Here is a 26,214-nt window from a genome sequence, read left to right as displayed (position 1 = left end):
TTCATCGGATGCGTGTCCCCCAACGGCTCGGAAAGTTCGGCACCGATCTCTGCCCGCGAAGGCGAGCGTCAACCGAGTTGTTCGAACAGCGAAACGATGATCCCGTCGGGTCCTCGCACGTAGGCCATCCGCACGCTGTTCTCGTACTCGCCGATGCCCCCGACGAGCCCGTATCCCTGCGCAGCAACGGAGCCGACGGCCGCCTGGAGGTTTTCGACCTCGAACGACACATTGCGGATCCCGAGCTCGTTCGGCATTGCTGCCGGCGAGCCAGGAAGGTGACCCGGCGTGATGAAGCTCGCCAGCTCGAGCCGGGCTCCACCGTCCGGCGGTCGGAGCATCGCGATCTCGCAGTGCGTGCCGGGGAGACCACAGACGGTCGTCGGGAAGTCGCCTTGGACAGAGCCTGTGCCCTCGACCTCGAATCCGAGTCCGACGAAGAACGCCGTCGCGACCTCGAGGTCCGAAACGGTGAGGCCCACGTGATCGAAGCGTCGCACGTGTGTCATGGGATCCATCCTTCGGTGTTGTCCGGTCCGTTCGATGCCGGGACGGAGTCGGTGCTCGGATCTCGACATCGCGCGTGGCTGCCGACCGCCACCCGGCTCTACGGCTTACCTACTGCCCTGCTACGTGCGCCTTTGATCCGAGAAGACCGGAGAATCATCAGCAGACATAGTCCGAGGCCCCACCCCAGCTCCGACAACATGACGCCTACTCCAGCCTGACCGGTGTCATCGGTGCCGGCGACCACGCCGAATGCGGTAGTGAACCCTGCAGCCGTACCTGTTGCGGCCGCGAGCCCGCCGCTCAGCGCCCAGCGAGATCGATGAGCGGCAAAGAAGCACGCCAGCACTACGGTCACTCCACAGGCGATCACCTGCCAGGTGGGGAACTCGTTCGGTGCAGGGAGGCCAGGACCTCGGAACTTCCCGTCGTATTCGGCCGACCAGGTCAACCATCCTGCGCAGGAAAGAAATCCGAGCGCGAATGCTACTGCGCCGGTCGCCCACAGTCCGAGCCGACCGGCGCCCGTGAATCGGGTCCGTGTCGAATTTCGGCGGGCCGGTGCGTGGCGGAGAGCGGCCTGCTCCGACTGCCGGGCGAACCGCACGATTCCCGCACCGAACAGTGTGGGAACGCCCACGAGGATGAGCACGTACCCGAGGAACTGCGACCAGGAGAAATCGAACACGGTGACCATAGGAGGCAGTCTTCTCACAACGCGCATGACTCGTCCACTCCTTACCGGCGATCCCGAATCGGAGCGGCAGAGTCCTCCCGTACTACGAACAGGACCGGACTCCCCATCCGAGAGCAACCGCTCACTCGACTGGGTCGGTGGGTACGGGCGCATGGATTCGGCCACCGTCATGTCCCAGCGTCCCGACTTCGGAAATCCGACCTTCGTGGACTCGGCCCCGTCGCCGACAAGGATCGATGCGGTCGGTGGCGTACGTCGAAAGCGAAGATGTCCCCCTCGCCGACTCGCGGTACGTCACAGGTGGCGTCAGTCGGTCGACCGCGGGATGATCGAAGTACTCCGATGCTCGACCCGAGGTTCGACCTTGCGCACAGAGGAGAAAAGCTGTGAGAGTAAGTCATCTTCCCCTGCGTCTGACAACCGGCGCGTTCATTCTCAACTCGGGCCTCGGTAAGCGAGCACTTTCTTCCGAAGCTGCCGCCGGGTTACAGGGCATGGCCGCCAACGCTGTTCCCGCTGTACGCACGATGCGTCCGGAGACTTTCGGCAAGACGGTCTCCGCGGCCGAAACGACCCTCGGCCTGGCACTGCTCGCACCGTTCGTGCCCTCCGCGCTTGCTGGGGCCGCACTCGCGGCCTTCAGTGGTGGATTACTGACCATGTACTGGAAGACCCCCGGCATGCACAAGCACGGCTCGATCCGACCCACCCAGGACGGCACCGCCGTGGCCAAGGACGTGTGGATGTTGGGCATCGGTGTAGCCCTCGTGACCGACGCACTCGATCTCGGACGGCGAACAGCGGTCGCGGCTCGGTAGAAGCTCCACCTCGACGGCGCGCAGACAGACAGGCACGCCGAGCTCCTGACGTGGCCTGACCGGACATTCGGCGGATCGCGCGCCGGCGATCGTCGCTGATCGACGGGGCCACCGATATCTACTCACCGATCGACTGCGGTGTCTCTCCCTGTGCTTTTCTGCGCCATTCGGGCATGACCGGACCGATGTCGTGATTGGCTGTATTCGCGGATGCGTTGTCGACACGCGTCCGCAGAATGACGGAGTAGCGCTGAAATCATGGTCCGAACCGTGCTCGGTTGCGACGCTCCCGGCGATCAGGAGTCCGCCGGTCGGCCGAGATGCCCCTGCTGAACGCGAGCTGCATCGACTCCTTCACCCTGAGCGGAGTGTGAGATGGATTCCTGGCATTACGTGTTCGTCCTGGCGGCCTGCCTGATCGTGACCGCTCCCCTCGAGTGGGGTGCCCGGGTCTACCGGCAACCGGCCCGCGTCGTCCGAGCTGTCGCGCCGGTGGCACTCATCTTTCTGGCCTGGGATGTGCTGGCCGTTACCGCCGGGGTCTGGAGCTTCAATCCTCGCTACGTCACCGGGGTGGAACTACCGGGACACCTCCCGGTCGAGGAAGTCTTGTTCTTCGTCGTGATTCCGTTGTGTGGACTGCTCACCTACGGCGCCGTCGAATTTCTGTCGGACCGGTTACCACAAGGTCGACGGCGAACCGGGCGGCAACGGTCATGACCGGTCTCGGATACACGCTGCCTGCAGCGATCGCGGTCCTGGCTGTATGTCTCGCCGAGACGGTGGTCCTGCGTACCGGCCTGTTCCGACGGCCCGCCTACTGGCTGAGCATGACCATCGTGCTCGGCTTCCAGATTCCGGTGGACGGCTGGCTCACCAAGCTCCACGCCCCGATCGTGATCTACAACGACCGCCACATCAGTGGTGTTCGCTTCCCGCTCGATATCCCGATCGAGGACTTCCTGTTCGGATTCGCATTGGTCACTGCAGTGCTGCTCGCATGGGAGCAACGCCGTCACCGGCGCGCCGACCGGAAACGGACACCAGAATCGCGATGACGCCCCGCACTCATGTCGATCCGCGGCGTATCCGGCACCGGGCACCACCGGGTCTGCCCGACGCCGCACTGCTCCCGGCACGCCCGCACGTAGTTGTCGTCGGAGCCGGTATCGCCGGACTCGCGGCCGCGACCGGCCTGGCGGAACGGGGCGTGAGCGTGGACATCGTCGAGCGCGAGCATTACCTCGGCGGACGCGTCGGAGGTTGGACAGACCACCTCGCCGATGGCACCCCCGTCGCGATGAATCGTGGATTCCACGCCTTCTTCCGGCAGTACTACAACTTGCGGGCATTGTTGCGCCGCACCGACCCCGAACTCCGCTTCCTGACACCGCTCGACGATTACCCCCTGATCGATGCACACGGTCGACGAGACAGCTTCCGCGGTCTGCCTCGCACGCCACCATGGAACGCGCTCGCCTTCGTGCTGCGCAGCCCCACATTCGGCCTGCGCGACCTGATGCGCATCGACCCCCGTACCGCGGCGCCGCTGGCAGCGGTGTCGGTTCCCGACATCTATCGTCGACTCGACCGGCTCGATGCCGAGACGTTTCTGGAACGGATCAACTTCCCTGCCGCCGCCCGGCACCTGGCTTTCGAGGTGTTCTCGCGCAGCTTCTTCCTCGAACCGGCGCGCATGTCCGCGGCGGAGCTGGCCACCATGTTCCACATCTATTTCCTCGGCTCGAGTGAGGGCCTGCTCTTCGATGTGGCCGGCACCAACTTCGACGAGCTGTGGGAGCCGCTACGCGAATATCTGACAGCCGAGCGAGTCCCGTCCCGTACCGGCACCGTGCGCTTCCACACCGGTGTCTCCATTGCCGCCATCGACACCACCACCGGCGCTCCATTTCGGCTTTTCGACACCACCGGCACCTGGGTGGATGCCGACGCTGTAGTCCTGGCCACCGATGTCGGCGCGCTCGGCCGTATCGTGGCAGCCTCACCCACCCTCGGCGACGCGGCCTGGCGGACTCGAATCGAACACCTGGGCACCGCGCCCGCATTCCTGGTACAGCGACTCTGGCTCGACCGGCCCGTCGACGAAGACCGCCCGGCATTTCTGGGGACCGGCAGCCTGCATCCGCTCGACAACATCAGTGTCGTCAACCGCTACGAGGACCGAGCCCGCCACTGGGCTCATCGCCACGGCGGATCGGTGATCGAACTGCACGCCTACGCCCTGCCCGAGACCGCGACCGTCGACCCGGACCGGGTCGCACTGCGACAGCAGATGTCGGCGCGACTGCACACCCTGTATCCGGAAACCGCGGACGCCCGTATTCTCGGCGAACGCCTGCAGTACCGACGCGACTGCCCTCGACTCGGCCCCGGAGACTTCGCCTCCCGGCCCACCGTGGACACCCCACACCGCGGATTGGTGCTGGCCGGGGACGGAATCCGTATCGACCTACCGGTGGCGTTGATGGAACGGGCCGCCACCACCGGATGGTCGGCAGCCAACCACCTGCTCACCCGCTGGGGCGTGAGCGGCCACGACCTGTACACCGTGCCCACCCAAGGCCGATCGGCGCTGCTCCGACGACTGGCCGCTCGAGAAAGCCGCTAGCCATGAGCATTCCGGAACCGATGTACCGACGGTGGCCTCGGACGTGGCCGCTGCAACCGATCCCACCGACCTCCTGGGCGCGGCAACAACCCACCTACCAGGATGCCGACCCCCGCGTGATCACCGCGATCCTCGATCGAGCACAACAACGACCCTCCGGCAACTGGTACGTCTTCGCCGCCGGCGACGCCATCCGTACCGATCGCCCGCTGGCCGCCTCCGTCGCCGGCGTCGAACTCGTCGCCTGGCGCGACTCTCGGCAACAACTTCATGTCGGGCCCGGCGCCTGCCCCCACCTCGGCGCGCCTCTGGCCTCGGCAGTCCTCGACTGCGACAACCTGGTGTGCCGTTGGCACGGACTACGCCTGGGCCCCGACGCCGGGCACGGGTGGACCCCGTTTCCCAGTCACGACGACGGCGTCCTGGCTTGGGTCCGTCTCGACCACATCGGCAACGAACCCCCACTGGACGCGCCGGTCATCCCGCCACGACCGCCGGCCCGTACCCACCTGGCGGCCGTAGCGACCCTCACCGGAATCTGTGAACCGGTCGACATCATCGCCAACCGACTCGACCCGTGGCACGGCGCGTGGTTCCACCCTTATTCCTTCACCCACCTGGAGGTCCTCGACGCGCCCAGCCGCCACCGCACCGACGACACCGGCGACCGATTCGTTGTCGCTGTGACCTTCCGCGTCGGCGGGGGGCTCGGCGTCGCGGTGAAGGCCGAGTTCACCAGTCCGGAACCTCGTACCGTCGTCATGCGCATCATCGACGGTGAAGGCACCGGCAGTGTCGTCGAAACTCACACCACACCCCTGGGCGTCGGAGCCGACGGACATCCGCGCACCTGTGTCATCGAGGCCGTCCTCGCCGACTCTCCCCGGCGCGGCTTCGCCGTTGCACGCCGTGCTCACCGTGCCCTCTCACCAGTACTCCGTAGGGCGGCGACCCGACTGTGGCGTGACGATCTGGCCTACGCTGAACGGCGTTATCGGCAGCGCAGCCTGGTCGATCGTGGTATCGGTCCCCGACTGTCGACCTGAACCATCCACTCCTCGGGCAACGGCTCGAGCGTCGTCTTCCCGGTTCGCATGACGTGAAAGTTCCTCCGCCGGCCGGAACCGAGCTCATCGCCCACGCGGGCGTTACTCCCTCGGCCCGGAAGTTACCTCGCATATCTGCGCAGTTCGTTCTTGGCGATCGTGCGCAGGTGTACTTCGTCGGGGCCGTCGTAGATGCGCATCGCGCGGTGCCAGCCGTACATCGCGGCAAGGGGAACGTCGTCGCTGATACCGGCGCCGCCGTACACTTGGATCGCTCGGTCGATCACCTCGAGGGTCATGCGCGGCACCGCGATCTTCGCCGCGGACACGTAGGGGGCTGCGGCCTTGTTGCCGTGTTCGTCGATGGTCTTGGCTGCAAGACGACACAGCAGCCGGGCCTGTTCGATCGCGACGCGCGATTCGGCGATCTGGTGCTGGACGACACCCTGCTCGGCCAGCGTCTTGCCGAAGGCGACACGATCCTGGGCGCGGGTGGTCATCAGCGCCAGGGCCCGTTCTGCGGCGCCGAGAGCGCGCATGCAGTGGTGGATGCGGCCGGGTCCGAGACGCGCCTGCGCCATGGCGAACCCACCGCCCTCCTCCCCGAGGAGATTCTCGGCGGAAACGCGCACGTCGTCGTAGACGACTTCGCAGTGCCCGTGCTGGTCGTGTCGTCCGAACACCGGCAGGTCGCGGACGATCGTGACGCCGGGAGTGTCGATCGGCACCAGGATCATGGACTGCTGACGGTGGGTGTCGGCAGAGGGGTCCGTCTTTCCCATGACGATCAGCAGGGTGCATCGGGGGTCCGCAGCGCCACTGGTCCACCATTTGCGGCCGTTGATGACGTAGCTGTCGCCGTCGCGCTCGATGCTGGTCTCGATGTTGGTCGCGTCGGAACTGGCCACGGCGATCTCGGTCATGGAGAAGGCCGACCGGATCTTCCCGTTCAGCAAGGGGTCGAGCCACTGCTTTTTCTGTTCATCGGTACCGAACAGGTGGAGCAGTTCCATGTTGCCCGTGTCGGGCGCTTGCCCGTTGATGGCTTCGGGTGCGAGATGCAGGCTCCAGCCGGTGATCTCGGCGAGTCCTGCATAGTCCAGCTGTCCGATGCCGGATTCGGAGGGTAGGAACAGATTCCACAGGCCGCGCCTGCGGGCCTCGTCCTTGAGGGTTTCGATGACGGGTGGAACGGTGTGGTCGTCGGGACCGACGTTGCGGCGGTAGGTCTCGTACTCGTGTTCGGCAGGGAACACGTGGCTGTGCATGAAATCCACCAGCGTCTGCTCGAGTTCGAGTGCCCTGGGCGAGGGCCGGAGGTCCAGCGATTCGGTATTCGTCTGCGCAGTGAGCATGCTGTCGGCTACGTCGGTCATGTGAGTTCTTTCTCGAAGGGCCGTGAAAGGGATGTCATGGGCGGCTCGTTGTTCCGTCAGGGTCCGCGGGCGAGATCGGCGCCCCGGTATTGCATGAGATCGAGGGCGTACTCCACATACAGGTCTGCTACCTCTTCCGGGCTCATCCGGCCTCCCGGTCGCCACCAGGTGGGGAGGGCGGTGCACATCGAGACCACTGCGCGAGCGGCGTCCTCGGGGTTGCGGACCCGGAACGATCCGGCACGTACGGCGGCCAGTACCTTCTCGTCCACGACCGCCTGCTGCCAGTTCCTCTTGCCGGCAATGATCTGCCGGTTCTCCGGTGTGAGAGCACGCATCTCACTGGTGCCGATGAACCCGAGTTCACGGCGGTGCGTGTGGTACAGGGCCAGGTTCTCGATCAACAGCGTGAAGACCGTGACGGGATCTCGGCCGGCGCCTTCGGTGAGCGCCCCGCGTGTGCGTTGCTCGAGGTCGTCCATCGTCACCTGATAGATCGTCATCAGGATGTCCTGCTTGCCGGTGAAGTAGTTGTAGATCCCGGGAACCGACAATCCACAACGATTGGAGATTTCACGCATGCTCGTGCCGTGGTAACCCACGGCGAGGATCTCCTCGAGCGCTGCCTGGACCACAGGCGCCAGCGACAACGGTTCGTACTCGCGCCACTGCCGGCGTGCTTGGGCCTGCCCGGCTGGGTCCGAACGAATCGCAGCGGGGGCGCCCGGCTCCACTACCGGTGTCGCGAGCGCCGCCCGACCGGCTTCGAGGATCTCCGCCGGCCTCACCCCGAGTGCGTCGGCGATGCGGTTCAGGCGATCGACGGTCAGTCCGGTCTTGTCGTTCTCGATCTGACTCAGCGTGGCCGGACTGACGTCGATGCGCTGAGCCAAGCCCCGCAGCGTCATGCCGCGCGCCATCCGTACCCGACGCAGACCTGCCCCGACCGATGCCGACCTGTCGACCGAAACCGCGCCCACCGACCACTCCCGTGTTTGGAATAGCTGAACACTGCATACACGATCCTCGACCGCCTCGGGCAGCGTATCCACTTCCACGGCTGCCCCGCAGGCATTTTCGCGAGCACATCGAAACGTTGACGTCGGCAGGTGTGACGTGCACCATAGACTTACCGAGCGTGTGCTCGCTCCCGCTGTTTACCCGATGGAGGACAACATGACCGAGGTCGACGCTCCCGCGATGCGTGAACTGCTCGGAGAGAACGCGCCGAGCAATTGGGGCAAGTGGGGACCCGACGACGAGTTGGGCGCCCTGAACTACCTCGACGCGAGCGAAGTGCTGCGCGGGGTGCGGCACGTCGAGTCCGGCGAGACCTTCACCCTGCAGATTCATATGGGACGCGCCGAGAGCCCCGGCGACCCGCTCTGGCCGGGTCGCGAAGGCATCAAGCGGCAGAACGTGCTCGACGAGAGCTCCTGGGACGGTGACGGTGCACCGGCGTTCCCCGGCGGCCTGCACTACGCCGACGACACCGCACTGGTCTTCCTTCAGGGATCGACCCAGTACGACGCGCTCGGACACGTCTGGTACGACGGCAAACTGTGGAACGGATACGACGCACGCAGCACCGTCGGAGGAATGGAGAAGGCCTCCGTCCTCCCGATCGCGGAGAAAGGGATCGTCGGCCGCGGCGTTCTCATCGATATGGCCCGGCATCGCGGCAAGTCCTATCTCGACAAGGGTGAGACATTCGACCACCGCGACCTCGAAGAAGCCGCGACCGCCCAGGGCGTGACCATCGAACCGCACGACATCCTGATCATCCGCACCGGATGGCTCAAGTACTGGTACGAGCTGAACAACCCCGAACAGTTCTACAACGGATTCTGCGAACCCGGCCTGACCTATTCCCCCGAACTCGTCGAGTGGTTCCAGGACAAGGAGATCCCGAACCTGGTGACCGACACGATCGCCAACGAGGTGACCTACGACCCGCAGAGCGGCGTCGCATTGCCGCTGCACTGTGCCCTGATGCGCAATCTCGGTGTCACTCTGACGGAGATCGCCTGGCTCGATGATCTCGCCGACGCCTGCGCCGCCGACGGTCGATGGAGCTTCCTCTACACCGCCGCGCCACTGAAGATCGTCAACGGCACCGGCGCCCCGGTGAACCCCATCGTCATCCGCTGAGGCGAACCATGAGCATCTACGACGACAAGGTGTGGTTGTCGCAGTACGACGCTGCGCAGCGGGAACCACGCACGATCGAGTTCGACAATGCCCTGGCGATGTTCCGGGCGACCGTCGAACGCAATCCGGACGCCGACGTCATCCGTTACTTCGACGGCCGAATCACCGCAGGCGAACTCGACGAACTGAGCGATGCATTCGCCGCCGGCATCCTCGACGCCGGGTTCCGTCCGGGCGAACGAGTCGCGATCTATGCACAGAACGTGCCCCAGTTCGTCATCGCTCAGGTCGGAACGTGGAAGGCCGGTGGTATCGCCGTGTCCGCCAACCCGATGTACCGCGAACGCGAACTCGAGGAGATCCTGCACGACTCCGGTGCGACGGTCCTGGTGGCGCTGCAGTCGCTGTACATCGACGTGGCAGCGAAGGCCGTCGAGTCGACCGACGTGCGCACCCTGATCACCACGTCGGAGTTGGAGTACCAGAGTGCGAACAGTGGCACCCTCGCCGGCGTCCAACGCATCGAGTGTGCGGGCACCACGGACATGGCGGAGATGCTCGCGGCCTTCCGGGGTAAGAGCGTCCCCCCTGCCGAGATCCGCCCCGACACGGTCGCTTTCCTGACGTACACCTCCGGGACCACCGGCCCGCCGAAGGGCGCGATGACCACCCACCGCAACGTGGCGTTCAACGCGCAGACCTACCGGGACTGGATCGACATCGGCCCCGACGACGTCGTCCTCGGCGTCGCGCCGCTGTTCCACATCACCGGACTCGTCGGCCACATCGCCTTGTCGCTGCTGACCGGTGCACCCCTGGTGCTGATGCACCGCATGGATCCGGCCGACACCATCGACACGATCGAGAAGCAACGCGCCACGTTCACCGTCGGATCGATCACGGTGTTCATCGCATTGATGAACGCCCCGAACGCGAGCAAGGAGGCCCTGGCGAGCCTGACCAAGATCTACTCCGGCGGAGCACCGATCCCACCGAGCACCATCGCGGCGTTCGAGGAGAGATTCGGTCACTACATCCACAACATCTACGGTCTCACCGAGACGACCTCCCCGTCGCACGCGGTGCCGCTCGGCAGGCGGGCACCGGTCGACGAGCTGACCGGAGCGACCTCCGTGGGCGTGCCGGTCTACGACACCGTCGTGCGGATCGTCGACGACAACGGCAACCACCTTCCCCCCGGTGAGGTCGGGGAGCTCGTGACCGCGGGGCCGCAGGTGGTGGCGGGTTATTGGAACAAGCCCGAGGCCACCGCGAACTCGATCCCGGACGGAGTGCTGCACACCGGCGACGTGGGCTACATGGACAGCGACGGCTGGTTCTACATCATCGACCGCAAGAAGGACCAGATCAACGCCAGTGGCTACAAGGTATGGCCTCGCGAGGTCGAGGACGTGCTCTACGAACACGACGCCGTTCGCGAAGCCGCAGTGGTCGGTGTACCCGACGAATACCGCGGAGAGACGGTCAAGGCCTTCGTCAGCCTCCGGCCCGGAACCACCGTCACGCCCGAGGAACTGATCGCATTCACGAAGAAACGGCTGGCCGCCTACAAGTGCCCACGCTTCGTCGAGATCATTCCCGACATCCCCAAGACGGCAACGGGTAAATTACTGCGCCGCCGGCTGCGGACCACAACACCTTCCTGACGGTCGTTACGGCGGAAGCGCTGTCGACCCCGCGAACCCGTGACGCGTGTCCGACCTGCAGTCGGTACCGATACCGTAGCGGGTGAGCGGACACACCTGTCGCCCCACTGAGAGGGTGCCGACCCGAACTTCTCGGGTCGGCACCCTCTCGTGTCACATCCGGGGTATGTCCGACAACAGCTCCGTCCGCCCTACCGGTCCTCGAGGAGTGGGTCGGTCCACGTCCCCGCGCCACCCACCGGTCTCGTGTCCGCTCTGCTCGATGAACTCCTTGAACTTCTTCATGTCGTTCTTGACCCGGTTGCCGAGAACACCGAGCTTGTCGGCGACATTCTCGACGAATCCCTCAGGGTCGACATCCATTTGGGCTGTCACTCGGGTCTTCTCGTCGTCGAGACGATGGAACGTGATCACTCCCGCGTGGTTGGGTCCCGAGTCCGAGGTCCACGCCACCCGCTCGTCCGGATGTTGCTCGGTGATGGTGGCATCGAACTCGCGGACCTGACCTGCGATATCGATCACCCAATGGACATCTGTGTCGTCGAGTTGCCGGATCTCTCGAACCCCTCCCATGAAATGGGGAAACGATTCGAACTGCGTCCACTGGTTGTACGCGACCCGGATCGGTATCGACGTCGACGGCTTCCGTGATTGTGCTCATGACGATTGCGTACCCCTCCCCCGGGAAGGCCACACCCGGCACGAGGTCGCACACGATGCCGGACGGCGCGTCGTCGCCGCCGCGGGGGGTGATCTTCTGGAGACGCTGCGCGGCTGCGGCTATCTGCCCCGCGCCGATGCCGACGGCGGTATCGACCTCCGCAACTGCCCCTTCCACCTCGTCGCCCGAGACCATCTGGATGTGGTGTGCGGGTTGAATCTGCACCTGATCGAGGGTTTGATCGCCGGTAGCAGCGAACCCCATGCGCATGCCGAACTGGAACCGAGACCGGACCGGTGTTGCGTGGTGATCCACAAAGCAGTCGCCGGTTCGAGAACTGCGCCGAACAGGTGACGGACGCGCCGCCTACCGTGCGGGCGGCCTCAAACCGTGCGGGCGGCCTCGTCGGTGTGCTTGCCGCGGCGATCGGTATCGATGCGCCGGCCGCGTGTTCACTCGCCGCCGATATCACCCGTCATCACTGTGACGACGACGCGACCGGGACAGCACACCACGGAGGTGCGGTAACCGGGGTCCGTCATTGGCCGGTGCCGAGCGTGCGCTGCCGGTTGGCAGCGTGGCGGAGCTGCAGGATCCGCAGGCCGCCCGCGATTCCGACGATCGCCGCTCCGGCGATCGCAGCGAACAGCAATGCCACGCCCAGCGGCAACGAGAAGTCCCACCCGAAGAGTTCGAGGGTGATGCTGTCGAGATTTTGCAGGATGAATACCAACAGCAACAGCAGAATGAGGACACCGAGTATCAGAGCGGTCCACAGGGCCCCGGTACGAGTCCCCCGGATGCCTTTGCCACGGGCAAGGTCAGGATGCAGTCCGGCGACCGCGTCCGGATCGGGTGTCGTGCCCGACGGGGGAACCGGAACGTCGCTGCGGCGCGCGGAAGGCGAGAAGTCGGAGTTCGAATCGCCTGGGCCTCTCGAGCTGGTTGTCATATCGGTCGAGTACCCCGTCGTGCTCCGGTTATCCCGTTCCGTTCGGTCGCTCGAGGAGGGACACGGACGATGCGACTCGCAGTCGGCGGTAAACACTACGAGGTCGACTCGTAGGCCTACACGCAGATGGCTCGACTCCGATAGAGAACTTCGCTCCTCGATACGCTCGTCCCTCGCGTCTTCGACAGTTCAGAACAGGCCGATCGCTCGGACGATCAGCCCGACAGCAACCACCAGCACGACGATCACTGCAATCGCGATAGCAACGAGAGCACCGACACTGCGACGTTGCGGCGGCTCATGTTGCGGACCACCCACAGCGGTCTCGGCGGGCGGAGTATCTCCGGGCGCCACGCCTCCTCCGGGTTCGAGACCTGGAGTATTCGCGGGATCGGGGTTCTGCGGATCGAACCTGGACGCATCGGCATTCTCGTCAGCCATGCCTACGTATACCCGAAAATCAGCGGCCGACGCCTCGACTGCCCCTACACAACGCGACAGTACTGAGGTCGTGAGTACGACCCCTGGGGCAACGATTCGGTGATCTCGAATTTCACATGTCCGCCGACCCGCGCGGATAAGCTGAAATCGGCCTAACGATGGACCGGCACGGGGCTTCGGCGCCGATAACGCCCCTGTTCCCAAGCCTTTCGATCTCGGGAGGAAGCATGACCGATTCACCGCAGGATCCCAGTAAAGAGGAAGGCCAGGAAGGGCCGGCGGACGGCGGAGCAGCGGGCGTCCCGGGCGTTCACGACGGAGGTGCCGATGGTGGAGCCGACGGAGGTGCCGACGGAGGAGCCGACGGAGGTGCCGACGGTGGAGCCGATGGCGGAGCCGACGGAGGCAGTCAGGTGTGAGCACCCTTCCCCCCGCATTCAGGATTCCGGCAGCGAGGCAGACGTCGGAGTCCTGGAATCACGCCTGATCGACATCGGCCGGAAGAAGTTCGCATCGGAAATCTGGGGACACTCACCGCTGCTCACCCGCCGCACCGGCACATTCTCCGATTTGTTCTCGGCAGACGCAGTCGACGAACTCATCTCGCGCCGAGGACTCCGCACACCCTTTCTTCGCGTCGCCAAGGACGGGGCGACACTCCCGGACTCGTCGTTCACCTCCCCCGCCGGCGTCGGCGCTACTATCGCCGACCAACTCGACGACACCAAGCTCTGGCGCAGCCTCGCCGACGGCGCCACCCTCGTCCTGCACGCTCTGCACCGCACATGGGAGCCGATCACACAGTTCAGCACTGATCTGAGCAACGAACTCGGACATCCCGTCCAAGTCAACGCCTACATCACCCCACCGCAGAACAAGGGATTCGACCATCACTACGACGTTCACGACGTCTTCGTCCTGCAGATCGAGGGAAACAAGCGATGGGTGATCCATGAACCCGTCCACCCGGCTCCCCTGCGCGATCAACCCTGGACCGATCACCGCTCCGCCGTCACCCGAGCCGCGCGAGGGCCGGCCTGTATCGACACCGTACTCGAGCCCGGCGATTGCCTCTATCTGCCACGCGGCTGGATCCATGCCGCCGAAGCTCGAGGTGAGATGTCCGTTCACCTCACTGTCGGCGTTCACACGTGGACGCGTTACGCACTGGCCGAGCATCTGAGCCGAGCCGCGCTTGCCGCACTTGCCGACGATCCCGGGATGCGTCGCGCACTGCCTCTGGGTATCGATGCTCCGGACAACGAAATCGGTTCTGTTCGAGAAAGTCTCATCGACTGCATGTCCCGGGTCGACACCACTTCCCTGTTCCACCGTGTCCTGCGGGAACAGGGACGTCCGGCACCCCTGGGCCCGTTGGCCCAACTCGGTGCTGTTCACGATCTCGGCCCCGACACCGCAGTGCAGCTTCGCGGTGCGCTGCACGCACGCCTGGAAGGTTCGCATCTGGTCACGCGTGTGGGCCGGCTCGATGTGCCGGCCGGGGATCGGCCGGGAGTCACGCAACTACTCGACGGCAAGACCCACCTGGCAGAAACTCTCGGAATCGATCTGGTCGAGCGGCTGCTACGCGCAGGGATTCTCGTCCCCGCGGAACAGTGACGGTGTACTGTGGCCTCGGCCGAACGCTTCTTCTGCGCAGACAGTGCCCGGATGCGCGGTGACCCGATGGCCGGCACAGCACCTCGTGGCTTCGTCTGGGTTCTCATCGAATGTCGAAGTCGGTGGCCGCTCGACGGCTTCGACGGTCTCGATCTCGAGCCTGCGACCAAGACGCTCGTGTTCTCCGCCGCGCAGACGGCACGGGCGCGGATATTGCTGGTCGAGCGCCCGGGTCGCCGTCGCCGCGAAGGGCCCGACCGTTGGGCGGTGCTGCGCCGTGAGACGTCCGGTGTCGTGCGTCAGCAGTGGGGAACGTGGAGTGGTGACGAGGATCTGGCGCAGATCGCCACCGCCCTCGATACTCCCGGACGTCCGGGCGGGCCGCCCGTCCTTCTGGTCTGCACGCACGGTCACCACGATCCGTGTTGCGCCGTACGTGGGCGGCCGGTGGCACGCGCTCTCGCGAAGCACTGGCCGGAACAGGTGTGGGAATGCACCCACGTGGGCGGAGACCGGTTCGCAGCCAATGTCGTCATCGTGCCCGACGGTGTCTACTACGGCGGTCTCGATGCCGAGTCGTCCGTCGTCACGATCGAGGAGCACTTCTCCGATCGCATCCATCACCATCATTTGCGCGGATACACCGACCTGGCTCCGCTCCAGCAGGCCGCGATCGCGGCCACTCTCCGACGTTTCGGCCCGGCCGGACGTAGTGACTACACGGTCGCCGAGAGCGCCCGCCAGGGTGACCTGTGGCGGATCCGGCTCACCGGCCGTGCACCGCACCCGGAGCGCGTCGAGGTCGAGTTGCAGGTCCACCGTTCTCCACCGTGTCGATTGACCTGTCGTGGAGCGGCGACGAGTTCGGCCCTCGTCTACGAACCCACGTCGGTCCACATCGTGTGAGAGGACGGCACGACCGAACGGTACAGCGTCAAGTCGTCACCCGAACTCTTCTTCTGCCTTCGCGAGTGCTGCGAACTCTTCCTCCGGGGAGTTTGCGACGAGACGGTGCCGAACACCGCCATGTCGAGGGGAGCATCGCGCCCTCACCTGTCAGCGACAGGACGAATCCGATCACGCCGGGCACGACCATCGCGAGCAGGGGTGCCTTGCGGGAATCGGTTACCGACAGGCTCTCGCCACGCCCTGCCCTTCGGCACCCGTCATCGAGATCGTCGTCGAACGAGGAGGAGTTGCGCACACGGTCGAGTTCTCGAATAGTCTGTGCAGGGCCCCATGCTCCCTATGTGGGGCACAGTTCGCGCGCTTTCCCCCCCGACGCGCGGACCATGGTTCCGTCGGCGCCGTATGCCGACGGAACCTCGCAGGCCAGTGATGGTGAGTACCCCTCGTAAAGCTCGCCATCACTGGCCTGTCAGCCACTCCCGATATTCACCCGCATCGATGCCATCCGATACAAACAATACCATTCGACCGGTATTGCCGGTCCAATAGAGAATACCGCATGTACACCACATAGGGAACGCTTCACCGACACATACACGCTGCACGGTCGCTCCGTCCCGGAGAACACGTTGAACCCGATCCACGTCGGGATTTCAGGAGCTTCCCTACCGTGAGGTGGGATCTGCCGGGATGGGGTCCGGCGAGGGTTCCAGTGCAGCCTCGGCCCAGATTCGGGCACTGACGTAGTGATGATCGTGCCCGATCAGATCGATGTGACGCGCGGACAGTCCTCGTTCCCGCCCTCTCCGTAGTGCTTGCTCGAAGTCGACGGAGTGGGTCGGTGGTGCGAGCAGCCCACGCGCGGCGGCAGCGTGGACGAGTTCGCGGACGGTCACCGCGGTCGGATGCGCGAGATGCCGTATGCCCCCACGTAACGCAGCCGGTAGCGGGCGCGCCGTGATCGCGGCGGCGAGCCGACCGACGTCACGGCGTGAAATCACCGATTGCCGTGCGACGCCATCGTCGACCCACGCCCCGAGCGTCGAGACGATGTGCGCCAACCCGGGCAGGAACCACCGGTCACCGGGCCCGTGCACGAATCCGGGACGCAGTACCAGACCGCCGTGCTCGCGTACATGGTTTTCGGCAGTCAGACGACTCGTGCTCAGCGCAGTGACGGGAGCAGGGACAAGTTCCCCCTCGACGACGTTGCGATGCGGTCCGGGGCCGTAGACGCCGATCGTGCTCAGATACACGATGTGGTCGATACCGTGGCGAGCGGCCGCCGTCACCAGATTCTCGGTACCGACAGCGTTGACCTCTTCACACCGGGCTGCGTCGGAGCCCGTATAGGAGGCTGCATGCACAATCGCGTCGACACCGGCCAGCGCGTCGGTCACAGACTCCACATCGAGAAGATCTGCCGCCACGACGCGCATGGACGGTCCCGACAACGCGGGCGGACGGCGCGCTATCGATGTGCATGTCACCCCCATGTTCAGCAGGGCGTCGAGCACCGCCCCACCGAGAAAACCACTCGAACCCACCACTGCGACGCGCAATGCGGATGTCGGCGACGAGGATGCGCGGTCCGCGATGTCGTTTCGGTCCGGTGGTACGGTTCGCCTCAGGGGAGGCAGAGGGTCGAGGTGCTCCACGACTGGCCTTTCGGTAGATCTTCGAGTAAGGACACGGGGTGTGGCCAAACAAGCTCGGGCAATAGAGACCCGACAGCAGATCGTGGCGGCAGCGGCCGCTACCTTCGATCGGCTGGGATTCGACGGTGCCAGTCTCGGGGCGATCGTCGACGCGAGTAGTGGGCTCACCAAAGGCGCCCTGTACTTCCACTTCAGATCGAAGGACGAACTCGCGCACGCCGTCGTGGAACAGCAACACGCCATTTCGATCGCCGCGGTCGACGCGATCGCCGCCACACAGGCCTCGGCACTCGAGCAGATCGTGATGCTCTGCCATGAAATGGGGCGGCAGATCGTCGAGGATCCGATCGTCCGGGCCGGCATCCGGTTGACCCTCGAGTTCAGCGCAGGCGCCGAACCTGACCAGCCGGGACCGTACCAGGACTGGATCGAAGCCTGCCGGCACCTCGTCGAGACCGCGATCGCCGAGGGCGACCTGCTCCCTACGATCGATCCCCCCGAGTTGGCACGGTTCGTGATTTCGGCGTTCACCGGCGTTCAGATGGTCTCGAATGTCCTCGATCGACGCATCGACCTCGAACAACGCATCGACCAGATGCTGCACTTCGTGTTCAACGGCATCCTGACCGCCGACTGCCGCCCCGACAGCGACACGATCATCCACGCCCGCTGGAGCAACACCCGCCAACCGGTCTGACACGCCGCTACCTGCCGGACTCCGGTCCCGGCGCACGACATGCGCCGGCGGCCCATTTCAGCATCGCCGTAGCCATCGCGATTCCACGCTGCTCGAGCACGACATGCGCACTCGCAGGCTCCTCCTCGACGCTCGAGACCACCATCTCCGCCGGAGCGTCGAGTTCGACGAACCGATGAAACCGCACGTTCATCGAGACCGGATCCGCCTCCGGGTTCCCGCGTTCCGCTCGGGCCGCCTGACGGGCAGCCTCGAGAACGAGCATGCCCGGCAGGTGATCGGACGGATGGTCGAACAACACCGGATGCGACAGATCCGGCAACACCCGCCAGCGACCGGTCCGCGCCGTCGCACCCACCACCACATCCCCGACCACCGGCACCCCGATCACGGCTGGATCCACCGGTGTTCCCCCTGGGACAGACCCCAGCGCCCGCGGCCCACCGGCACCCCAACGCACGATGTCGTACTCTTCGGTCGTCAGAACCACAGTTCGGCCGCGGCCGGACCCCACACGGCGACCGGCGATCGTGAATTCGAACGCCGCGCTCAAAGCGGTGACCTGCGAGCCACGGCGTCGAATATCCGATACCACCGCGGTGACGGCGACCTCCGCGGCGCCGGCACCGATCACCAGTCGCTCCGACTCGGCGGTGATCTCGAGCGTCTGCATCACGAACCGCCGACCGAGCGAGACCCGATACCGGGTGTGCGCCAGATAGATCACGCATTGGCGCAGCGTCTCCGCGAGCAGCATCGGGTCGTAGCAACCCGCCCGGCTGCGGTAGAAACCGTGCAGACGCGGCCATTGCGCACCCAGGACGAACCGGTCCGGTCCGGGACCGCGGACGCAATCGGTGAGGAATACCTCGGACACTGCCTGGCGGTGGACATGCCTTCGCGGCACCGTCGACTCGAACGACAACACCGCGACATCATCCTCCGAACCGGACGAACCGTTCACTTCCATACCGCAAGTATCCCCTTGCGGGTGAGAGGTGATCGCGCCCGATGCCGCCCTCTTCTCTTCGACCACGCCGGCCCGGGGGGTCTCCGGTGCTTCGAGATTGTTCTGCCCACCCTGAAGGACACGGTCGACCGACGCCGCACATGCACGAAGCCACGATCGGCTGCCCCGGCCGGTCGGTCGATCCACGTGGTTCACCACCTGCCGGGCAGACCGGTCTTCTCGAGAATTTTGCGCACTTCGGACTGCACGATTGCGTGGTCACGCTCGGGGTTGTCGGTATGGGCCAGGTACAACATCGCCTCTTCGACTGCGGCAACCAGCAGACGGGCGAGTACGGCCGCGCGAGTCGATGGTCCTCGTTCGCTCGTTTCGACCGGTTCCAGCATGGCCGTGATGCGGTGCAGTAGCTGTTCTTGAGCTCCTCGGATGTCGATCCACCCGAGGACGGCGGGCGCCTCGATCAGGAGTAACCGACGCACCGCCGGGTCGTGAGCGGAATCGAGAGCAGTGAGTACCCCACCGATGAGCGCCTCCCACGAAGCGTCGACCGGCTCGGTCGGCACAAGGGCTTCCGCAATCCCCCGTTGCGCGCGCTCGATCACAGCTCGGAACAATTCGTGTTTGTTCGCGAAGTGATGGTAGAGAGCTCCTCGGGTTACCCCTGCAAGGGCCACGATCTCCGCGGTCGTAGCTTTGCCGTACCCGTCCCTGAGAAACACCTCGAGCGCTGCATCCAACAACGCGGTCTGTGTCCGAGTCGCGTTCCGAACGTGTCCGGCAGCCTCTGTCGTTCTCTTCACCAACGCCCCTTGCAATTACGATTGCATGTGGAAAATTCAGGCCGATCCAGAAAATTCATGATGCTCGAGCCTCACCCGATCCCGAGAGGTGCGACAGCTCGAGAAGGTCGTGGATACACACACCAACCCTCGGTCGACGAGCTGCTACGGCGAGAAGATGTGCACAGTTCAGCGGTTCCGCCATACGGGCGGCCGTTTCTCGGTGAATGCGGCAGCACCTTCCAACGCGTCCTCGCTGGCACACACGGCGTCGGACTCGGTCGAATTTACTTCCCAGATGCGGTCTTCGAGTCCGGCTGCTTGCGCGTGCGCCATGATCTTCTTGCTCGCGCGTACCGCGACAGGTGCGTTGGCTGCGATGACATGAGCCAGACGTAATGCTTCGGGCAGTACCTCTGAGGGCGGAACTACCGAGTTGACCAGCCCCCAGCGCAGGGCCGCCTCGGCCGAAACAGGTTCGCCGGTGAAGACTGCGTGCGCGGCGATCTTCGGGGGAATCTGTCCCGGAAGACGAATGAGACCTCCGCCTCCCGCGATGAGACCACGTTTGACCTCCGGCAATCCGAGCGTGGCTTCGGAACTGAGCACGGCGAGATCACACGCCAGCACCATCTCGGTACCACCACCCACCGCCACCCCGTTGACAGCGGCGATGAGCGGCTTGGACACGTAATGCTCGACCAAGCCGGCAAAGCCCCACTCCGGATGGATTGTCGGCAGCACGGACTCGCCATCGGCGAAGGCCGCGAGATCGGCGCCGGCGCAAAATGCTCGTCCCGCTCCGGTCACGACGCCGACTCGCAGACCGGGGTCACGATCGAACTCGTCGAGAACGGCACCCAACGCGTCGGACAGAGCAGCGTCGACGGCATTGAGAACCCGGGGCCGGTTGAGGGTGATGACTCCCACAGGCCCGTCTCGATGGAGCAGTACGACGTTCTTTTCCTCGTCCTGCATTGCCGTATGCGCGTCTTCGGACGCAAGACCTCGAGCAATGTCCCGACCGACTCCCGACCCGGAGCCGGTCGCTGAAGCGAATTTGCCGTCCGCTGTACTCATCTGATCCTGTCCCTCCATGGGCATCGAATCTCGTCACGAGATCAGGGATCACGTTCGACTGGCAACCCGACTCTTGAAGACCGGGACCGGCACTCCGTCCTGACGCTGGTGGGGTCGACAATCGCTGCACACACGGAGCGCGGCAAACCGGTAGGCATGCCGCTCCGCCCCCGATAGGGTAGATAACCAAAGCCCCGGAGCGGCCTCGGCACCCTCGGTGCATGTCCCCGGGGTTTTGGCCGTTCATCACCCGCATATACGCGCTCAGCACCAGATCCGCACCCCGTTTCCGGTGCGCGTGATCCGTACACCTACCTACCGGCCCGACTCGTCCCCTACGCGAAGGAGGACCGATGAGCGACCCTGATTCGACCCGGCCCCTGCGTTCGGGAGCACGGGGCGTCGGGGATCGCACCGACCACGCTTCCTGCTACCCGCGGTATCTGCTTGGCTGGGAGTGCTGTCCCTCGGCTTCTTCTGGTTTTTCGAACCCGGCTTCATCCTCGGGATGATCGCGGCCGGCTGCGGGACGCTTGCCACCTCGCGGCCGACTGTCGCCGAGGACGAGGCCGCCTCCCTGCAGGCCCTGCTCGCAATCGTCAACGCAACTCCCCACTCTCGTACCGCGTAGACCACGCGTACGCGACTCCACACTGCGCGTTGTATCTACCGGTGATTCGGTACCGGCTTCCTATTGGCCTTCAACGTTTCGAAAGTCGAGGCCACACTCACCGACTCGCGACCGGTGAGCCACTTCCCCGAGGTTGCCTCGACCCGCTACGCCGACCGAGGCTCGCCGGGTTCGGCCGGCACTGGACCGGGTATCTCCGCAGAGGCCCACCACTGGGTTCACGAGGACTGCAAGTGCAGGAGGACATGTGCCCACCAACCTGACCGTCGCCGACCTACGAGAACTTCTCGACTCGACACTCGACAACCCCGCACTCGTTCTGGAGGAAGGTCTATTCCGCGTTGTCGGAGGCCACGACGTAACCGATCGGAATCGAGCCTTCCTCGTGGTCACGCGAGAGGAACTCCGGACACGGCTGCCGAAGGATCGGGACTACGACGAGAGCGACCTCGAGCTACAGGCGGGTGTGCTCGACTCGACCATCGCGAACCTCGGCGGGTGAGTTCCTTACGCAGCATCGAATCCGCACGGAGCGGACAGCGCGGAGCCGCCGGGGTCGTCGATGCCCGGCTTCGCAGGACGCAATTTTCACAGGCCGTTCGGCGGCCACGGTTCTACATATCGTCCTCGTCGGGTGATCGGGTTGTATCGGCTGCCGAGCCGAGCGGTCGGTGACACACTCGAACGGTGAGCGACGAACCCGTATCCGCGCCGGTCTGGAACTATCTCATGGACATGGACGGGGTTCTGGTGCACGAGGATCACTTGATTCCCGGCGCCGATACGTTCCTGACCGAACTGCGCGAGAACGGCACACCGTTCATGGTGCTCACCAACAACTCCATCCGCACGCCACGAGACCTCCGTGCCCGCCTGCTGCGTACCGGCCTCGACGTTCCCGAGAAGTCGATCTGGACCTCGGCGTTGGCGACGGCGACGTTCCTGGCCGATCAACGACCCGGCGGTAGCGCCTATGTGGTGGGCGAATCCGGATTGACGACGGCCCTGCACGACATCGGATACGTGCTGACCGACAGCGACCCCGACTACGTCGTCCTCGGGGAGACGCGCACGTACTCCTTCGAGGCGATCACCACCGCGATCCGTCTCGTCGAACGCGGCGCCCGCTTCATCGCGACCAACCCGGATCCGACCGGCCCCTCGCGGGAGGGCTCACTACCCGCCACCGGGGCGGTCGCGGCGCTGATCACCCGCGCGACGGGCCGCGAACCGTATTTCGTCGGTAAACCGAACGCCCTGATGATGCGCTCGGCCCTGCGCGCGATCGGTGCGCACTCCGCCCACACGCTGATGATCGGCGACCGAATGGACACCGACATCGTCTGCGGCCTCGAGGCCGGGCTGCAGACGCTGCTGGTTCTGACGGGTATTTCCACCCGCGAATCCGTCGAGAGATTCCCCTATCGGCCGACCCGCGTCATCGACTCGGTTGCGGATCTGGTGGGCTCCACGGAAAATCCGTTCTGATCAGCAGAACAGCCGGCAAGGACTCGATGGCGGGGCATAGTGTGCTGGAAGCAGCGAATATCGGCCCGATTCGACCGATGACGAACCGACATCCGGACGAATCACCGGAAGGGCCGAGTCGACCGGTGAAGGATGCGGGCGGATGGGCCGTGCACGAACTGTTCCTCTCGCCGCGCGTCATGTCGGCGCACACTGGCGCACCCTTTCCGAGGTTCGGGGCAGCACCGCACCGTTCTCCCCAGTCCTGACCGAATCTCTGCCACCGGCTGTGCGGCGCTGGATCGACCATGCGGTTGCCGACGGTACGCCGATGGCCGCTGCCGTACGACTGGAAATGTCCGGGCAGATCCGGCTCGGATCCTGGCGGCCGTTCACCGCCGTGCAACTTCTCGCTCCGGCGACAGGATTCATCTGGGCTGCGACCACCCGGATCGGCCCTGTTCCCGTATCGGGTTACGACCGTTTCACCGCCGGGGTCGGTGAGATGCGCTGGCGGATAGGAGGATTCATTCCGTTGATGTCCGCCACCGGCCGGGATGTCAGCGACAGTGCGACCGGTCGCCTGGCCGGAGAGAGCATCTTCGTGCCCACCGCTTTTCCCCTCGCGCGGTGGAGTGGCGACGAACTCCTCGCGTCCGCGACCTGGACGGTGGCGGACCGGCAGGAGACCGTACGCCTGGACATCGCCGAAGACGGGGCGTTGCGAGGGCTGCGGATGCTGCGGTGGGGCGACCCCGAAGGGCAGGGATTCGGTCGGTACCCGTTCATCGTCACCGTCGAGGCCGAGCGTCGGTTCGGTGGCATGACCATCGCCTCGCGTATCGGCGCGAGGTGGGACACGGGTACCGGTTCGGACGGCGAGTTCTTTCGTGCGGAGATCACCGGAGCCCACTTCGCTTGACCGTCCGATACACCGCATCCGGCACGTGGGCCCATCCGGCGGCGCGCTCAGCCGATGGGCCACCCTGGAAGCCGCCGTGTGTCCTGCCACTCCCGGTGCCACTGGGAGATTCGATGCCGGTTCACAACGCCGTGAATTCCGAGCAGTGTGAGCACGCATCCGACGGTTTCGAGGATGAGGAATGCCAGGGCCGCACCCAGCGCAGCGATCGCGTTCTCGGTTCCGGTGCGGGCAGCAGGCATGTAGTCGCCCTTCTCGTCGACTCGGATGCGCACCGTCTCCCCTGTCTCGCCCCGGGAATCGAGACCCACCAGGCCCGTGTGCTCGACGCCCCCCACTTCCCATCGCGCGAGAACCGGTCCGAGACGCGATGGATACTCGGCCACCGGGTCGCGCACCGCCACATCGTCCGGATCGTCATCGAGAACGATCGCCGGCACCTGCCGCTCTTCGATCGCCTGCTGATGCGATCGTTCGGTCAGCTGCGCATACGAGTCGGTACCGATGACACCGGCGACAGGCACCAACAGCAGCATGATGGCGACCAGAAGCACCACTGCGACGGCCTCGAGGCGGTCATTGCCGCGCATGAGCGGGTTCGCGCTCCACGGCCGCAAGCGCCACCACCGAACCGCTGCCGTGTCTCCGCGGATCATCACACTCTCCGGGCATCGTGCTTCCGTCCTCAGTGTCGATCCTCCGCAACCGTCGTTGTAGAGCCGAAAGTCGCATCGCCGCTGGGCCCACCTGCAGGGATCGAGGGTTATCGGTAGCGAACCATCGCCCTGTGGGCAGTCTCAACGCCCCGCCGGAGGCGTCTGCGGGTGGCCCCACCTGTCGGCCGTCCACACCGGTTGCAGCATGTGCCAGTCGGCGGGATGCGCGGCGATACCGGCGGCGAACCGGTCGGCCAGGGACTGAGTCGTGGCCTGTACGCTTCCTGCGGTATCGATCGGCGCGTCGACATGGAATCCCCAGCCGCCCGGAGTGAACCAGCAATGCACCGGCAGCAGCGGTGCGCCGGTGTCGATCGCCAGCCGGGCCGGGCCGACCGGCATGCAGGCCGGTTCGCCGAAGAAGGTGACCGGCACGCCCGCTCCTGTCAGATCACGCTCGCCGAGGAGGCCGACGAACCGTCCCTGACGAATTCGGACGGTCAATCGTTCGAACGGGGAACCGTGCCACCGGTGAGCGGGAGGATCTCGAAACCCAGACGTTCACGGAACCGGACGAAGCGGCGGAACAACGATTCCGGTTGCAGCCGCTCGGCGACGACGGTCGGTGTGCCGATCCGCTGTACGATCCACACTCCCGCCAGGTCCCAGTTGCCGCTGTGCGGAAGCGCCAATACAGCTCCGCGCCCGCGCGCGACGGCCTCGTGGATGTGTTCGAGTCCGGTCGCCGCGGAGTCGATGGTCTCGGCCAGCCGTACCGGGTCCATCGACGGCAACCGGAATGCCTCACACCAATACCGCGCGTAGGAACGCAGACTCGCGCGCACGAGTTCGTCGGGCACCCGATCCGGAGTAGTGGACAACACCCGGGCAAGGTTGCGTCGTAGTTGGATCGGCCCACCGTCTCGCGCCGCACGGTCCGCGGCCATCTCGAACAGGCGGTTCGCCGGCTTCTCCGGAAGCGCGCATACCGCCCGCCACCCCGCTGCATACCCGAGATCCCGGATCCGGTCCCCGGTACTCATCGAGCACCGCCGCCGCGGAAGCCGACAATGATGCCCATGACGGCCTCCCGGTCCGGACTGTGCACCTTCAGTCAACGCCCTGGGCTCACCCGCTGTCCAGACCCGTCCCCGTTCGACCGGGCCTCGCGCGACAGGATGGGAAGTCGCGACGCGAAGGGCAGAAGCATCGCGACGACGAGCGACACGACCAGGACACCGAGCGCCATGCCCGACAGCACGTCGTGCACGTAGTGCACCCCCACCGTCACCCGGGAGAACGCGAGTACCGCCGCGAGCGGCGCGACCAGCCAGATCAGGCGCGGAGCCGCAAGCACACACGCGGTCGCGAACGAGGCGGCGATGACGGAATGGTTGGACGGCCAGGACCAGTCGCCCACCTCAGGACACTCCAGTACCGTCGCGATGCCGAGCGCGCGACACGGTCGCGGCTCCGTCACCACCAGTTTGACGAGTTCGCTCGACAGATAGGCACCCACCACTCCGAGACCGCCGGCGGCGAGGGCGCCGAAGCCCCGGCGGTCGTTCCGCCACAACCATGCCGCCAGGACACCGGTGAAGGCGACGAGGACGAGCAGCCCCTTGTCGGCGACGAGACCCGCGGGCGGTCCGAGAAACGATCCCTCGACGGTCCGGGCGACGGACAGGTACAGGCGATCGCGGATCGGCACCGTCGCTGCCGCGAGCAGAGTCAGCACGAGTGCGACCCCCACGGCAGGGATGAACATCGAGCGGACCAACCGCGGGGATACAGGAGGTGAACTCTCGGTGACGACCATGACCGAATACGCTAGCGCGCGCTCTCTCCTGTGCGCAGACCCGCAGGTAGCGGCATATGGG

At 65.5% G+C, this 26,214-nt stretch carries 26 protein-coding genes and 4 pseudogenes; 15 read left to right on the top strand and 15 right to left on the bottom strand.

Annotated elements, in window-relative coordinates:
- Nucleotides 1–68: 68 nt before the first annotated feature.
- Nucleotides 69–509, bottom strand: a complete 441-nt coding sequence (locus PV766_RS13100) for a VOC family protein (RefSeq protein ID WP_421097181.1) — start codon at nucleotides 507–509, stop codon at nucleotides 69–71.
- 98 nt (nucleotides 510–607) lie between these two features.
- A complete protein-coding gene (locus PV766_RS13095) occupies nucleotides 608–1,204 on the bottom strand; it encodes a hypothetical protein (protein ID WP_129976829.1) in 597 nt (198 codons plus the stop codon).
- A 386-nt stretch (nucleotides 1,205–1,590) separates the two neighbouring features.
- Here PV766_RS13095 and PV766_RS13090 point away from each other — a divergent pair, with 386 nt between their 5' ends.
- The 5 genes from PV766_RS13090 to PV766_RS13070 all read left to right on the top strand — a co-directional run bounded on the left by PV766_RS13090 (nucleotide 1,591) and on the right by PV766_RS13070 (nucleotide 5,697).
- On the top strand, nucleotides 1,591–2,022 hold the full coding sequence (locus tag PV766_RS13090; protein ID WP_421097180.1) for a hypothetical protein: 432 nt from the start codon (nucleotides 1,591–1,593) through the stop codon (nucleotides 2,020–2,022).
- A gap of 375 nt (nucleotides 2,023–2,397) precedes the next feature.
- Nucleotides 2,398–2,742, top strand: a complete 345-nt coding sequence (locus PV766_RS13085) for a lycopene cyclase domain-containing protein (RefSeq protein WP_255161072.1) — start codon at nucleotides 2,398–2,400, stop codon at nucleotides 2,740–2,742.
- A complete protein-coding gene (locus PV766_RS13080; protein ID WP_129976827.1) occupies nucleotides 2,739–3,080 on the top strand; it encodes a lycopene cyclase domain-containing protein in 342 nt (113 codons plus the stop codon). Before PV766_RS13085 ends, PV766_RS13080 begins: the two co-directional genes overlap by 4 nt.
- Entirely contained in the window at nucleotides 3,077–4,651 is a 1,575-nt protein-coding gene (locus PV766_RS13075; RefSeq protein ID WP_421097179.1) for an FAD-dependent oxidoreductase, read from the top strand. Before PV766_RS13080 ends, PV766_RS13075 begins: the two co-directional genes overlap by 4 nt.
- 2 nt (nucleotides 4,652–4,653) lie before the next feature.
- Nucleotides 4,654–5,697: a DUF5914 domain-containing protein gene (locus PV766_RS13070; RefSeq protein WP_421097178.1), complete on the top strand. Its 1,044-nt coding sequence runs from the start codon at nucleotides 4,654–4,656 to the stop codon at nucleotides 5,695–5,697.
- Between the two features lie 122 nt (nucleotides 5,698–5,819).
- On the opposite strand, the gene PV766_RS13065 is transcribed toward PV766_RS13070, so the two are convergent.
- Together PV766_RS13065 and PV766_RS13060 are read right to left on the bottom strand one after the other, a co-directional pair.
- The gene (locus PV766_RS13065; RefSeq protein ID WP_421097177.1) at nucleotides 5,820–7,073 is read right to left on the bottom strand and encodes an acyl-CoA dehydrogenase family protein; all 1,254 of its coding nucleotides are present in this window, start codon (nucleotides 7,071–7,073) and stop codon (nucleotides 5,820–5,822) included.
- 56 nt (nucleotides 7,074–7,129) lie between these two features.
- Nucleotides 7,130–8,008 carry a helix-turn-helix domain-containing protein gene (locus PV766_RS13060; RefSeq protein WP_421097219.1) on the bottom strand — a complete coding sequence of 293 codons (879 nt, stop codon included), beginning with the start codon at nucleotides 8,006–8,008 and terminating at the stop codon, nucleotides 7,130–7,132.
- A 241-nt stretch (nucleotides 8,009–8,249) separates the two neighbouring features.
- On the opposite strand from PV766_RS13060, the gene PV766_RS13055 reads away from it, so the two are divergent.
- Complete coding sequence (locus PV766_RS13055) at nucleotides 8,250–9,224, top strand: cyclase family protein (RefSeq protein ID WP_421097176.1); 975 nt, start codon at nucleotides 8,250–8,252, stop codon at nucleotides 9,222–9,224.
- An 8-nt stretch (nucleotides 9,225–9,232) separates the two neighbouring features.
- Nucleotides 9,233–10,891 carry a class I adenylate-forming enzyme family protein gene (locus PV766_RS13050; protein WP_421097175.1) on the top strand — a complete coding sequence of 553 codons (1,659 nt, stop codon included), beginning with the start codon at nucleotides 9,233–9,235 and terminating at the stop codon, nucleotides 10,889–10,891.
- Between the two features lie 153 nt (nucleotides 10,892–11,044).
- Here PV766_RS13050 and PV766_RS13045 read toward each other — a convergent pair.
- Nucleotides 11,045–11,552 (bottom strand): annotated as a pseudogene (locus PV766_RS13045) (SRPBCC family protein).
- A gap of 39 nt (nucleotides 11,553–11,591) precedes the next feature.
- Here PV766_RS13045 and PV766_RS13040 point away from each other — a divergent pair.
- A pseudogene (locus PV766_RS13040) lies at nucleotides 11,592–11,906 on the top strand (ArsR family transcriptional regulator); the annotation flags it as partial.
- A 184-nt stretch (nucleotides 11,907–12,090) separates the two neighbouring features.
- Here the strand turns inward: PV766_RS13040 and PV766_RS13035 are convergent.
- Together PV766_RS13035 and PV766_RS13030 are read right to left on the bottom strand one after the other, a co-directional pair.
- Nucleotides 12,091–12,504 carry a lipopolysaccharide assembly protein LapA domain-containing protein gene (locus PV766_RS13035; protein ID WP_421097174.1) on the bottom strand — a complete coding sequence of 138 codons (414 nt, stop codon included), beginning with the start codon at nucleotides 12,502–12,504 and terminating at the stop codon, nucleotides 12,091–12,093.
- A 189-nt stretch (nucleotides 12,505–12,693) separates the two neighbouring features.
- Nucleotides 12,694–12,945: a DUF6480 family protein gene (locus PV766_RS13030; RefSeq protein ID WP_016933973.1), complete on the bottom strand. Its 252-nt coding sequence runs from the start codon at nucleotides 12,943–12,945 to the stop codon at nucleotides 12,694–12,696.
- A 327-nt stretch (nucleotides 12,946–13,272) separates the two neighbouring features.
- On the opposite strand from PV766_RS13030, the gene PV766_RS13025 reads away from it, so the two are divergent.
- Nucleotides 13,273–14,565, top strand: coding sequence for a JmjC domain-containing protein (locus PV766_RS13025; protein WP_421097173.1), 1,293 nt, complete (start codon nucleotides 13,273–13,275; stop codon nucleotides 14,563–14,565).
- A gap of 66 nt (nucleotides 14,566–14,631) precedes the next feature.
- Nucleotides 14,632–15,471 carry a sucrase ferredoxin gene (locus PV766_RS13020; RefSeq protein ID WP_421097172.1) on the top strand — a complete coding sequence of 280 codons (840 nt, stop codon included), beginning with the start codon at nucleotides 14,632–14,634 and terminating at the stop codon, nucleotides 15,469–15,471.
- 668 nt (nucleotides 15,472–16,139) lie between these two features.
- Here the strand turns inward: PV766_RS13020 and PV766_RS13015 are convergent.
- On the bottom strand, nucleotides 16,140–17,021 hold the full coding sequence (locus tag PV766_RS13015; RefSeq protein ID WP_421097171.1) for an NAD-dependent epimerase/dehydratase family protein: 882 nt from the start codon (nucleotides 17,019–17,021) through the stop codon (nucleotides 16,140–16,142).
- Between the two features lie 151 nt (nucleotides 17,022–17,172).
- Between PV766_RS13015 and PV766_RS13010 the strand changes: the two genes are divergently transcribed.
- A complete protein-coding gene (locus PV766_RS13010) occupies nucleotides 17,173–17,829 on the top strand; it encodes a ScbR family autoregulator-binding transcription factor (RefSeq protein ID WP_421097170.1) in 657 nt (218 codons plus the stop codon).
- Between the two features lie 7 nt (nucleotides 17,830–17,836).
- On the opposite strand, the gene PV766_RS13005 is transcribed toward PV766_RS13010, so the two are convergent.
- From PV766_RS13005 to PV766_RS12990, 4 genes and pseudogenes are all read right to left on the bottom strand, one after another.
- A complete protein-coding gene (locus PV766_RS13005) occupies nucleotides 17,837–18,799 on the bottom strand; it encodes a ScbA/BarX family gamma-butyrolactone biosynthesis protein (protein ID WP_421097169.1) in 963 nt (320 codons plus the stop codon).
- A 191-nt stretch (nucleotides 18,800–18,990) separates the two neighbouring features.
- Nucleotides 18,991–19,362 (bottom strand): hypothetical protein, encoded by a 372-nt coding sequence (locus tag PV766_RS13000; RefSeq protein ID WP_421097218.1) that lies wholly within the window; start codon nucleotides 19,360–19,362, stop codon nucleotides 18,991–18,993.
- A 48-nt stretch (nucleotides 19,363–19,410) separates the two neighbouring features.
- Nucleotides 19,411–19,599 (bottom strand): annotated as a pseudogene (locus PV766_RS12995) (TetR family transcriptional regulator); the annotation flags it as partial.
- A gap of 168 nt (nucleotides 19,600–19,767) precedes the next feature.
- Nucleotides 19,768–20,556, bottom strand: coding sequence for a crotonase/enoyl-CoA hydratase family protein (locus PV766_RS12990; RefSeq protein ID WP_421097217.1), 789 nt, complete (start codon nucleotides 20,554–20,556; stop codon nucleotides 19,768–19,770).
- A 559-nt stretch (nucleotides 20,557–21,115) separates the two neighbouring features.
- Between PV766_RS12990 and PV766_RS12985 the strand changes: the two genes are divergently transcribed.
- From PV766_RS12985 to PV766_RS12970, 4 genes are all read left to right on the top strand, one after another.
- Nucleotides 21,116–21,289 (top strand): hypothetical protein, encoded by a 174-nt coding sequence (locus PV766_RS12985; protein ID WP_421097168.1) that lies wholly within the window; start codon nucleotides 21,116–21,118, stop codon nucleotides 21,287–21,289.
- Nucleotides 21,290–21,536: 247 nt separating this feature from the next.
- A complete protein-coding gene (locus PV766_RS12980; protein WP_129976819.1) occupies nucleotides 21,537–21,791 on the top strand; it encodes a hypothetical protein in 255 nt (84 codons plus the stop codon).
- 227 nt (nucleotides 21,792–22,018) lie between these two features.
- Nucleotides 22,019–22,777 carry an HAD-IIA family hydrolase gene (locus PV766_RS12975; protein ID WP_129976933.1) on the top strand — a complete coding sequence of 253 codons (759 nt, stop codon included), beginning with the start codon at nucleotides 22,019–22,021 and terminating at the stop codon, nucleotides 22,775–22,777.
- A gap of 142 nt (nucleotides 22,778–22,919) precedes the next feature.
- A complete protein-coding gene (locus PV766_RS12970) occupies nucleotides 22,920–23,678 on the top strand; it encodes a DUF6920 family protein (RefSeq protein WP_421097167.1) in 759 nt (252 codons plus the stop codon).
- A gap of 47 nt (nucleotides 23,679–23,725) precedes the next feature.
- Here PV766_RS12970 and PV766_RS12965 read toward each other — a convergent pair whose 3' ends face one another.
- The 3 genes and pseudogenes from PV766_RS12965 to PV766_RS12955 all read right to left on the bottom strand — a co-directional run bounded on the left by PV766_RS12965 (nucleotide 23,726) and on the right by PV766_RS12955 (nucleotide 26,153).
- Nucleotides 23,726–24,334, bottom strand: coding sequence for a hypothetical protein (locus PV766_RS12965; protein ID WP_421097166.1), 609 nt, complete (start codon nucleotides 24,332–24,334; stop codon nucleotides 23,726–23,728).
- A 141-nt stretch (nucleotides 24,335–24,475) separates the two neighbouring features.
- Nucleotides 24,476–25,377, bottom strand: a pseudogene (locus PV766_RS12960) (phosphatidylinositol mannoside acyltransferase).
- Between the two features lie 71 nt (nucleotides 25,378–25,448).
- Nucleotides 25,449–26,153 carry a phosphatase PAP2 family protein gene (locus PV766_RS12955; protein ID WP_421097165.1) on the bottom strand — a complete coding sequence of 235 codons (705 nt, stop codon included), beginning with the start codon at nucleotides 26,151–26,153 and terminating at the stop codon, nucleotides 25,449–25,451.
- Nucleotides 26,154–26,214 lie beyond the last annotated feature (61 nt).

It is taken from the genome of Rhodococcus sp. As11, from assembly GCF_048957735.1.
Taxonomy (GTDB): Bacteria; Actinomycetota; Actinomycetes; order Mycobacteriales; family Mycobacteriaceae; genus Rhodococcus; species Rhodococcus gordoniae.
Note: the sequence above shows the minus strand (reverse complement) of the source record. Positions and strands in the feature narration are given on the sequence as shown.